8 protein-coding genes are annotated in these 9,535 nt (G+C 75.4%); 3 read left to right on the forward strand and 5 right to left on the reverse strand.

Features of this window, described 5'->3' with window-relative positions; genetic code table 11:
* Window positions 1-90: 90 nt before the first annotated feature.
* Together ACZ38L_RS37025 and ACZ38L_RS37030 are read right to left on the reverse strand one after the other, a co-directional pair.
* Window positions 91-852 (reverse strand): SGNH/GDSL hydrolase family protein, encoded by a 762-nt coding sequence (locus tag ACZ38L_RS37025; RefSeq protein ID WP_465702038.1) that lies wholly within the window; start codon window positions 850-852, stop codon window positions 91-93.
* Between the two features lie 307 nt (window positions 853-1,159).
* Window positions 1,160-1,768, reverse strand: coding sequence for a hypothetical protein (locus tag ACZ38L_RS37030; RefSeq protein ID WP_465702039.1), 609 nt, complete (start codon window positions 1,766-1,768; stop codon window positions 1,160-1,162).
* A 172-nt stretch (window positions 1,769-1,940) separates the two neighbouring features.
* On the opposite strand from ACZ38L_RS37030, the gene ACZ38L_RS37035 reads away from it, so the two are divergent.
* Window positions 1,941-3,110, forward strand: a complete 1,170-nt coding sequence (locus ACZ38L_RS37035; protein WP_465702041.1) for an exonuclease SbcCD subunit D — start codon at window positions 1,941-1,943, stop codon at window positions 3,108-3,110.
* On the forward strand, window positions 3,107-6,286 hold the full coding sequence (locus tag ACZ38L_RS37040; RefSeq protein WP_465702043.1) for an AAA family ATPase: 3,180 nt from the start codon (window positions 3,107-3,109) through the stop codon (window positions 6,284-6,286). The genes ACZ38L_RS37035 and ACZ38L_RS37040 overlap by 4 nt, the downstream gene beginning before the upstream one ends.
* Before the next feature lie 12 nt (window positions 6,287-6,298).
* On the opposite strand, the gene ACZ38L_RS37045 is transcribed toward ACZ38L_RS37040, so the two are convergent.
* The 3 genes from ACZ38L_RS37045 to ACZ38L_RS37055 all read right to left on the reverse strand — a co-directional run bounded on the left by ACZ38L_RS37045 (window position 6,299) and on the right by ACZ38L_RS37055 (window position 7,414).
* Entirely contained in the window at window positions 6,299-6,508 is a 210-nt protein-coding gene (locus ACZ38L_RS37045) for a hypothetical protein (RefSeq protein ID WP_465702045.1), read from the reverse strand.
* Between the two features lie 46 nt (window positions 6,509-6,554).
* Entirely contained in the window at window positions 6,555-6,977 is a 423-nt protein-coding gene (locus tag ACZ38L_RS37050; RefSeq protein WP_465702046.1) for a YjbQ family protein, read from the reverse strand.
* A gap of 170 nt (window positions 6,978-7,147) precedes the next feature.
* Window positions 7,148-7,414: a hypothetical protein gene (locus ACZ38L_RS37055; protein WP_465702048.1), complete on the reverse strand. Its 267-nt coding sequence runs from the start codon at window positions 7,412-7,414 to the stop codon at window positions 7,148-7,150.
* Between the two features lie 959 nt (window positions 7,415-8,373).
* Here ACZ38L_RS37055 and ACZ38L_RS37060 point away from each other — a divergent pair.
* A complete protein-coding gene (locus ACZ38L_RS37060; RefSeq protein WP_465702050.1) occupies window positions 8,374-9,444 on the forward strand; it encodes a glycosyltransferase family 2 protein in 1,071 nt (356 codons plus the stop codon).
* Window positions 9,445-9,535: the final 91 nt, after the last annotated feature.

The following is a 9,535-nucleotide window of genomic DNA, read 5'->3' on the forward strand; positions in this document are numbered from 1 at the left end:
TCCCCCCCTCCCCCCCCCCCCCCCCCCCCCCCCCCCCCCCCCCCCCCCCCCCTCCCCCCCCCCCCCCCCCCCCCCCCCCCCGGCGGGGGGTCAGGCCGCGGCGGAGAAGACCGGCAGGTAGCCGTACTGCTGGCCGTCCGCGGTCGGGTGGTAGCTCTCGTCAATCGGGAAGGTGGTGCTGTTCAGCCACGAGTCGTCGTCGCAGATCTCGTGCCCGGAGAAGGCCGACCTGACGTCCGCGTACGTGAACCCGGCCTGGGCGGCCGCCTGCTGGATCACGTTGTCCAGGACGTCCGCCGCGCCGTTGATCGCGCTGCGCGAGGTGTCCCCGATCCCGAACAGGCAGTCACCGTTGATCTGGTAGAGCTCCGGGTAGCCGAGCACCACCACCTGCGCGCTGGGCGCCTTGGCTCTGATCGCCGCGTACAGCTGGTTGAGCTGGCCCGGCAGGGTGTTCTCGGCGTACTGCTCGGCGGTGCTCACCGCGCTCTCGCAGGCGCTGGTGCCCTCCAGCACGCAGGTCTCCATCGTGCTGGCGAAGCCCGCGTCGTTGCCGCCGATGGTCAGACTGATCAGGTTGGTCGAGGCGTTGACGGCGGAGAGCTGGGTGTTGAGCACGTCCCCGGTCTCGGCGCCGGAACAGGCCACGAAGCTGAACGAGGACGGTCCGTTCTGGTTGGCCCACAGCTGCGGGTAGGCGTTCTCGCTGCGGCTGCAGTCACCGCTGGAGCTGTCGTAGTTGCCGGCGCCGACGCCGGCCGAGTAGGAGTCGCCGAGCGCAACGTAGTTGACGGTCTGGGCACCCGCCGGAGAGGCGAGGAAGAACGAGCCCACGGTGAGCAGGAGTGCCATCGGGGCGACGGATATGGCGCGGACGGGACGCACTTGCACCTCCACTGGATTGTGACGCAGGTCACTCAGTGGTAGCAGTGGTCCGGGCCTTCGGGAAGTGCCCATGCCAAAGTTGTTGACGAGAATTCTCGTAGCGGAAGGAGGAGTTGGCCGTAACGTCGGCCTGACGTCGTTTCGGACCGGTTACCCGATCGGCGGTACGCCCCCGGCCCCCGGCCGACCGCACCCCCGCGGATCCGTCACGCACCCGCTCGACCGCCCGCGCGCAAGACCGCGAAACCGGTCAGCCGCAGGGCACTTCGCCTGCTCACCCCGGTGTCGGGGAGAGCACGCAACCCTTCTCCGGCAGCTCCTCGATCACCTCGTTCGCCGCCGCCGGCACCCCGAGCCGGGCCACCGCCAGCTGCACCGCGGCCCGGGCCTGCCGCAGGCCCGGCTCCCCCCAGCCCAGCAGCTCGACGGCCAGGCCGGGTGCCACCAGCAGCCGGCGGTAGTGCCGTCCGGAGGCCGGGTCCGGCCGGCTCGAGCCGACCGCGTGCAGCCTCGCCGCCATCCGCACCCGCGCGCACTCGTGGCCGCCGTTGGCCGAACCGACCCGGTCGTAGAGGTAGCCCAGGTAGTGGGCCGGCCCGATCACCGCCCGGGCCTCCTCGGCCGCCTCCCGGGCCAGCGCGGCGCCCGGGTCGCCGCCGTCCTCGGTCTCCAGCGAGCCGCCGGGCAGGCTCACCACGCCGTCCTTCGGATTGACCAGGGTGAGCACCCGGCCGTCCGGGGCGAAGAGCCAACCCCAGGACTGCTTGACCGACAGCCAGGACGGCACCGGCTCGCCCGGTCGCCAGGGCCAGCCCGCCACCGGACGACGACGGACGCGGCCGAGCAGGTCGGCGATCTCCGCGCTGTACTCGATCCGCTGCATGCGTCCTCCTTCGGCCTCGGGCTTCGGTCTCGGGCTTCGCCGTGGTCCGGCCGTGGTCCGGCCAGCCTGTTGATCTTCCCCGAACAGGCGGTCGATGAACAGCCCTCGCGGCCGCATGGGGCAAAGAGCACGCCCGCCCGACTGTCCGTGCCGCCCGTTAAGGTCGGGGACCATGCGACTGCTGCACACCTCCGACTGGCACCTGGGCCGCTCGTTCCACCGGGAGAACCTGCACGACGCCCAGCGTGCCTTCCTCGACCACCTGGTCGCGGTGGTCGAGCGGGAGGCGGTCGAGGCGGTGCTGGTCGCGGGCGACGTCTACGACCGTGCGCTGCCCGGGCTGGAGGCGGTGGAGCTCTTCGACGACCTGCTGCACCGGCTGGCCGCGCTCGGCGTGCCCGCCGTCTTCATCAGCGGCAACCACGACTCGGCCCGCCGGCTCGGCGTCGGAGCCGGCCTGATCGGGCGGGCCGGCGTCCACCTGCGGACCGACCCGCGCGGCTGCGGCACCCCGGTGCTGCTGGCCGACGCGCACGGCCCGGTGGCCGTCTACGGGCTGCCGTACCTGGAGCCCGCGCTGGTCCGCGAGCGCTTCGGGCTGGCCCGCGGCGGCCACGCGGCGGTGCTCGGCGCGGCGATGGACCAGGTCCGCGCCGACCTCGCGACCCGCCCGGCCGGCACCCGCGCGATCGTCCTGGCACACGCCTTCGTCACCGGTGGCGCCCCCAGCGACAGCGAACGGGACATCGCGGTGGGCGGCGTGGCGAGCGTTCCGGCCGCGATCTTCGACGGGGTGCACTACGCGGCCCTCGGCCACCTGCACGGCGCCCAGACCCTCGCCCCGCACCTGCGCTACAGCGGCTCCCCGCTCGCCTACTCCTTCTCCGAGGCCGACCAGCGCAAGAGCATGTGGCTGGTGGACCTGGCCGCCGACGGCTCGGTGGCCGCCGAGCGGGTCGCCTGCCCGGTGCCCCGCCCGCTCGCCCGGCTGCGCGGCCGGCTGGAGGAGCTGCTGACCTCGGCGGAGCACGCGCCGCACGAGCAGTCCTGGGTACAGGTCACGCTGACCGACCCGGGCCGCCCGGCCGAGCCGATGGAGAAGCTCCGCCGGCGCTTCCCGCACACCCTCCAGCTGCTCTTCGAGCCCGCCGAGGAGGCGGCCGGCGGGCCCCCCTCGTACGCGGCCCGGGTACGCGGGCGCACCGACCTGGAGATCGCCGAGGGCTTCGTCCGGCACGTCCGCCCCGGCGTGGCGCCGGACGCCACCGAGCTGGGCTGGCTGCGTGAGGGCTTCGAGCAGGTCCGGGAGGCCACCGACCGCGTCCAGGAGCTGCCGCGATGAGGCTGCACCGGCTCACCGTCACCGCCTTCGGCCCGTTCGCCGGCCGGCAGCAGGTGGACTTCGACGCGCTCGCCGAGGGCGGCCTCTTCCTGCTCCGCGGCGCCACCGGTGCGGGCAAGAGCAGCGTCCTGGACGCCGTCTGCTACGCCCTCTACGGCGAGCTGCCCGGCACCCGACGCGCGAACCGGACGCGCAGCGACCACGCCGACCCGCACGAGCTCACCGAGGTCCGGCTGGAGCTGACGCTCGGCGGGCGGCGGCTGGAGATCACCCGGATCCCGGAGCAGCCGCGCCCCAAGAAGCGCGGCACCGGGCTCACCGTGGAGAAGGCGCAGACCCTGCTGCGCGAGTGGGTGGCCGACGCGGGTGAGGGCCGGCCCGGCTGGCGGGCGGCGAGCCGCTCGCACCAGGAGACCGGCGAGGAGGTGCTCCGGCTGGTCGGGATGAGCCGGGACCAGTTCTGCCAGGTGGTGCTGCTGCCGCAGGGCGACTTCGCACGCTTCCTGAAGGCCGACGCCGCGCACCGCGGCGAGCTGCTCGGCAAGCTCTTCGACACCGCCCGGTTCGGGCGGGTGGAGGACTGGCTGGCCGAGCGGCGCAAACGGCAGGAGGCGGCCGTGCAGGGCGGACGGCAACGGCTGCGCGAGCTGGTCGGCCGGACCGAGCAGGCCGCCGGACCGCTGGCCGAGACGGCCGCCGACCAGCTGCCCGCGCTGGACGGCCCGGCGGAGGCGCCGGCCGGCCGGCGCCGGGCAGCGGGGGCGCCGGGCGCCAGCACCGCCCCGCCCGCCGCTCCCCCGCACGGGACCGCTCCGGACGCCGCCGCCGCGCTCGGGTGGGCCGCACTGCTGCGCGCCGAGGCGGCCGAGCGGCTGGCCGGCGCCTCGGCGGCACTCGACGCGGCCGAGCAGCGCCAGCACGCGGCCGAGCGGGCGCTGGCGGCGGCCCAGGAACTGGCCACCCGCCAGCGCCGGCACCGCGAGGCCCTGGCACGCTCGGCCGCGGTGGCGGCGGGCGAGCACGAGGACGCGGCCGAACGGGACCGGCTGGCGCTGGCCCAGGCCGCGGTGGGCGTGGAGTCGGCGCTCCGGCTGCACGAGGCCGCGGCGACCGGCCACGCGCGGGCCGGCGCGGCCGAGCGCGAGCAGCGGGAGCAGCTGGCGGGCCTGCTCGGCGCCGTGGGGACCTTCGACCAGGAGACCGTCACGGCCGGCCACGGCACGGCCCCCCTCCCCGCCGTCCCCCTGACCCCCACCGCCGGCATCCCCCGCCTCGCCGCCGCCGAGGCCGCCGTCCGCGCGGCGCTCGGACGGCTGGAGTCCGCCGCGGCCGACGAGCGCCGGGTCGCCGAGCTGACCGCCGCCGGCCGCACCGAGGCCGCTGAGCGCCGGCAGGCCGAGGAGTTCGCAGAGGAGGCCGAGCGCTGGCTGGCCGGCCACCAGGCCGAGGCCGAGGCCCTGCACCAGCAGGAGGAGGCCGCCCGCAGCGCCGCCGCCCGGGCCGAGCGGCTCGACGCCCACCGCGCCGAGGCCGAACAGCGGCTCGCCGCGGCCCGCCGCCGCGACGACCTGCGCACCCGGGCGACCGCCGCCGAGGCCACCCTCCTCACCCGGCAGCGCACCGCGTTCTCCGCCCGGGAACACACCCTGGACCTGCGCCAACGTCGTCTGGACGGCATGGCCGCCGAGCTGGCCGGCCGACTCCGGCCCGGCGAGGCCTGCCTGGTCTGCGGCTCCGACAACCACCCCGCGCCGGCCCGGTCGTCCGCCGCACCCGTCCGCGCGGCCGACGAGCAGGCCGCGGTGGCCGCCCAGCAGGCGGCCGAGCACGCCGCGGCCGAGGCCGAGCGCGAGCTGACCGCCCTGCGACTGGCCGCCGCCGAGGCGGCCGGCACCGCCGGCGAGGAGCCGGCCGTCGAGCTGGCCGAGCGGCTGGACCGGCTGACCGCCGAGCACCGCAGCGCCCGGCAGGCCGCCGAGCGGCTGACCGGCCTGGCGCAGCAGCGCGAGCGCCTGGCGCAGGGCCACCAGCACTACACCGCCCGGCTGCAGCAGAACCGGGAGCGGGTGGCCGCCCGGACGGCCCGGCTGGAGGCGATGGCCGCCGAGCGGGCAGAGCTGTCCCAGCGGGTGGCCGCCGCCCGCGGTGACGCGCCGTCGGTGGCCGAGCGGGCCGGCGGGCTGGAACGGCTGGCCGGGCGGCTGGCGGCGGTGCTGACCGCCGCCCGGGCCGCCGAGGAGTCCGCCGCCCACCTCGCGGAGGCCGGGGCCGAGCTGCGCCGGGCCGCCCGGAGCGCCGGTTTCGACAGCCCGGAGGAGGCCGCGGCGGTCCGGCTGCCGGCCGCCGAGCAGGACCGGCTGCGCCGGCGCCTCGACCAGCGTGCCGCCGAGCGGCGGGCGGTGGCCGACCTGCTGGCCGACCCCGAGCTGCTGGCCGCCGCCGCGCTGCCCCCGGTCGACCCGGCCGACGCCCAGGGCGCCCTGCGAGCCGCGACCGACCGGCTGCGGACGGCCGCCACCGCCGAGCACGCCGCCGGCGAGCGCTGCGCCGAGTTGGCCCGGCTGGGCCGGCAGCTGACCGCGCTGGCCACCGAGCTGGGTCCGCTGCTCACGGAGTACGGCCGGATCAGCCGGCTCGCCCAGCTCGCCGCCGGCACCAGCGTGGAGAACCGGCTGAAGATGCCGCTGGAGTCGTACGTCCTGGCGGCCCGGCTGGAGCAGGTCGCGGCGGCCGCCAGCGCCCGGCTGGTCCGGATGTCCGGCGGCCGCTACACCCTGGTGCACAGCGACGAGCGGGCCTCCGGCGGCCGGCGCTCGGGCCTGTCGCTGCTGGTGGTGGACGCCTGGACGGGCACCGAACGGGACACCGCGACCCTCTCCGGCGGCGAGAGCTTCTTCGCCTCGCTCGCCCTCGCGCTCGGCCTGGCCGACGTGGTGACCGACGAGGCGGGCGGCATGCCGCTGGACACCCTCTTCATCGACGAGGGCTTCGGCACGCTGGACGAGCAGGCGCTGGAAGAGGTGATGGACGTGCTCGACGGGCTGCGCGAGCGGGACCGGGCGGTCGGCATCGTCAGCCACGTCGCCGACCTGCGCCGGCGGATCCCGTCCCAACTCCTGGTCCGCAAGGGGCGCCAGGGCTCGACCCTGCACCTCACCGGACCCGACGCCGGCTGAGCACGGGAGCGGTCAGCCGGAGCAGGCGATCCGCTGGGCCTGCTGCCAGGCGCACACCGGGCAGAGCGTGCTGCCCGCCCGGTCGGCCGGCAGCTCGGTGGGCTCACCGCAGAGCACGCAGTCGGCCCGCGGGCCGGCCCCCGCCGCGGGGGTCAGCGCCGCGAGGGCGTCCAGGGCGGGTGCCGCGGGGCACGCGGCGGCAGGCTGGTTCGAAGAGTCCATCACCACGACTTCCTACTCCGCCCCCGGCCCCCGGGCAACCCCGAGGTCAGCCGAGGAAGGAGAGCCGCACGGTCCGCCGCGGGTTGTCACCGTTCGTGTCGACCAACACCACCGACTGCCAGACCCCCAGCGCCATCCGCCCGCCGATCACCGGGAGGGTGGCGTGCGGCGCGACGAGGCCGGGCACCACGTGGTCCCGACCGTGCCCCGGGCTGCCGTGGCGGTGCAGCCAGCGGTCGTCCGGCGGCAGCAGCTCGCGGAGGGCTGCCAGCAGGTCGTCGTCACTGCCCGACCCGGTCTCCAGCACGGCCACCCCGGCCGTGGCGTGCGGGACGAAGACGTTGAGCAGCCCGTCCCGGCCGGCCGCCACCCGCTCCAGGAAGGTCGCGCAGCGCTCGGTGATGTCTAGGGCGACCTCGTGGTCGCCGGTGAGGATCTCGAAGGTCGTGGACTGGAAGGAGTCGGCCATGCCGCCATCCTCACCCATGACGGGTTTCCGCACCGCTCAGGAGGGCCCGCAACGTCCGCCCCGCACCCCCGTTGCCTTCCCCCGGACACGGCAAAGGCCCGGCGGGCGATTCAACTCCCCCACCGGGTACCTGTCGTTGCCCGCCCTCAGCGGACCGACAGGCGTTTCCCCTAGCCGCGGCTGCCGAACAGGCTGCGCTTGAGCCTGCGCAGCGGCGCCAGCAACAGCACCCGCTTGGTGTGCCGTCGGACCTCCGGGGCGCTGGCGCCGCACGGCGTCAGCTCCCTTATCAGCCCGAGCGCTTCGGCGGTGTCCACCGCCGAGAGCGCGGGGGCGCCGAGCACGGCCAGGTGACGGTCGATCCGCCGGCCGGTCGCGCCGACGCCGCACTGGATCGCCGGCACGCGGGGCCTGCTCCGCACTTGCATGTGTTCCATGAGTTTTTTCCCACCCCTACGAGGCGCCAGGGCCGTGAGGCGAAGACTATCCGTGCGAGACGGTGTTCACGCAACCGTCCTGGTCTTCCGCCACCGTATCGTGTGGTGACAACTCACGTGGCCTCAGGGGCCCGTGGCTTCGGTCACGACTGCGCATCGATGAGCGGGATCCGGCCACTCGACAGCTGATATCGCGTCACGGGCGGCGGCCAACTCCCGCCGGTCTTCAGTGGCCATGACACCTCATCAGCGCGCGGTGGCCGGACCGGGCGGAAACGGGTCGAGGAATGTCGGGCCGCCCCCCCGGGGGGTCGGTCCGAGCGGCGTGCAGCGCACCAGGAGCCTGAAGGGCGCACTGGCGGCGGTCGCGACCCGCGCCGTGACCCGGTGCGCGGCGCACAGCGCCAGCGCCGGCATCACGCGGACCGGACGCTCGGCGGGAGGAGCGTCCGGAGGCGGGCCGACGGGCACGACACTCCCTCGGGGCCCCGCGAGGGCGCACGGCACTACAGGAGCCTACCCGAGCCCGGGCAGGCCCTCCGACCAGGGCTGACCAGCCCGAATGAAATATTCGAGAACTGAACGCACGTGGGGGATTGACGCCGGGGTTCCCTCCAAGCAGTATCTGTGCCAACGCAGAAAAGGGGCCACAAGCCTACCTGTCGGGTGCGCTGCGTTCGACTGATGAACATATGTGCACATCTTTTCCGCACTTCCACCACCCCTGAGTCACTGTCCGGCCGTCTCGACGCTGCGGCGGCCCGGCTCCAGGCGGTGGGGGACCGGCGGTCGGCCGTTGAGGGTCGGTCGAGCCGCCAACCGGCTGCCGGTGCCGCCCTCGCACGGGCGCGGCACCGGCGGTCTCGTTCCCACCGCCACTTCCCCCGCCGGAGGGCCCACGGCGAGTCGGTAGAGTGGCCAGGTCAGGCGCCCGGCCCTCCCGTGGAGACAAGAAGAGCGTGCGAGTCCTCCTCAGCATCGTGCTGCCCGTCCACGGCGTGGAGCGGTTCCTGCCGCGCTGCCTGGACTCGATCCTGAACGACGTCGGCGCCGGCGCCGACGGGCCCCGGGACTTCGAGGTGATCGCGGTCGACGACCTCTCCCCCGACGGCTGCGGCGCGCTGCTGGACGCCTACGCCGCCCGCGACGACCGGCTGCGGGTCGTGCACCTCACCGAGAACCAGGGCCTCGGCGGCGCCCGGATCGCCGGCCTGCCCGAGGCGACCGGCGAGTACGTCTGGTTCGTCGACAGCGACGACTACCTCCCGGAGGGCTCGCTGGCGGCCGTGCTGGCCGAGCTGCGCACCGAGCGGGCCCGCCGGGAGGCCGGCGCGGCACCCGCGGACGTCCTGCTCACCGGCTTCACCCACGTCTATCCGGACGGCGCCACCGAGGACAACCCCTGGCGGCACGTGCTGGCCGGCTCACCACTGGAGGCCGGCGCCACCCTGCGCGAGCACCCGGCGCTGCTGAAGACCGTGATGTCGGTCTGGAACAAGGTCTTCCGCCGCGACTTCCTGGACGGCCTCGGCGTCTCCTTCGGCCGCGGCTACTACGAGGACATCTCGGTCACCTACCCCGCCCTGCTGACGGCCGGCCGGCTGCGCTACCTCGACCGGGCCTGCTACGCCTACCGTCGTGGCCGTCCCGGCGCGATCACGGCCACCTCCTCGCCCAAGCACGCCGACGCCTTCGCCCAGTACGAGGCCATCTTCGACTTCCTCGACCGCCACCCGGTCGACGCCGAGCTGCACACCCTGGTCTTCGAGCGGACCGTCAAGCAGGCGCTGACCGTCTACGACTCCCCCGGCCTGGTCCCGGCCGAGCTGCGCAAGGACTTCTTCCGCCGGATCGCCGCCCACTTCGCCGCACACCGCCCGGCCGGCTACCGCTTCCCCGGCGGCGCCCGCGGCCTGCAGTACCGGCTGGCCGCCCGCGGCTCCCGGCTGGCCTACGACGAGCTGCGCCGCACCGGTCGGCTGCCCCGGCGGCTGAAGGCCGCCATCGCCCCCGCGCTCCGGCGCGGCTAGTACTACAGGGATAGATCTCGATTGGCGGGTGCGGCAGGATGTTCTGCTGTGAGTGCGCGAGGGCAGGTCGACGATGAGGTGACGGCGGAGG

It is taken from the genome of Kitasatospora sp. NPDC024654 (genome assembly GCF_055559155.1).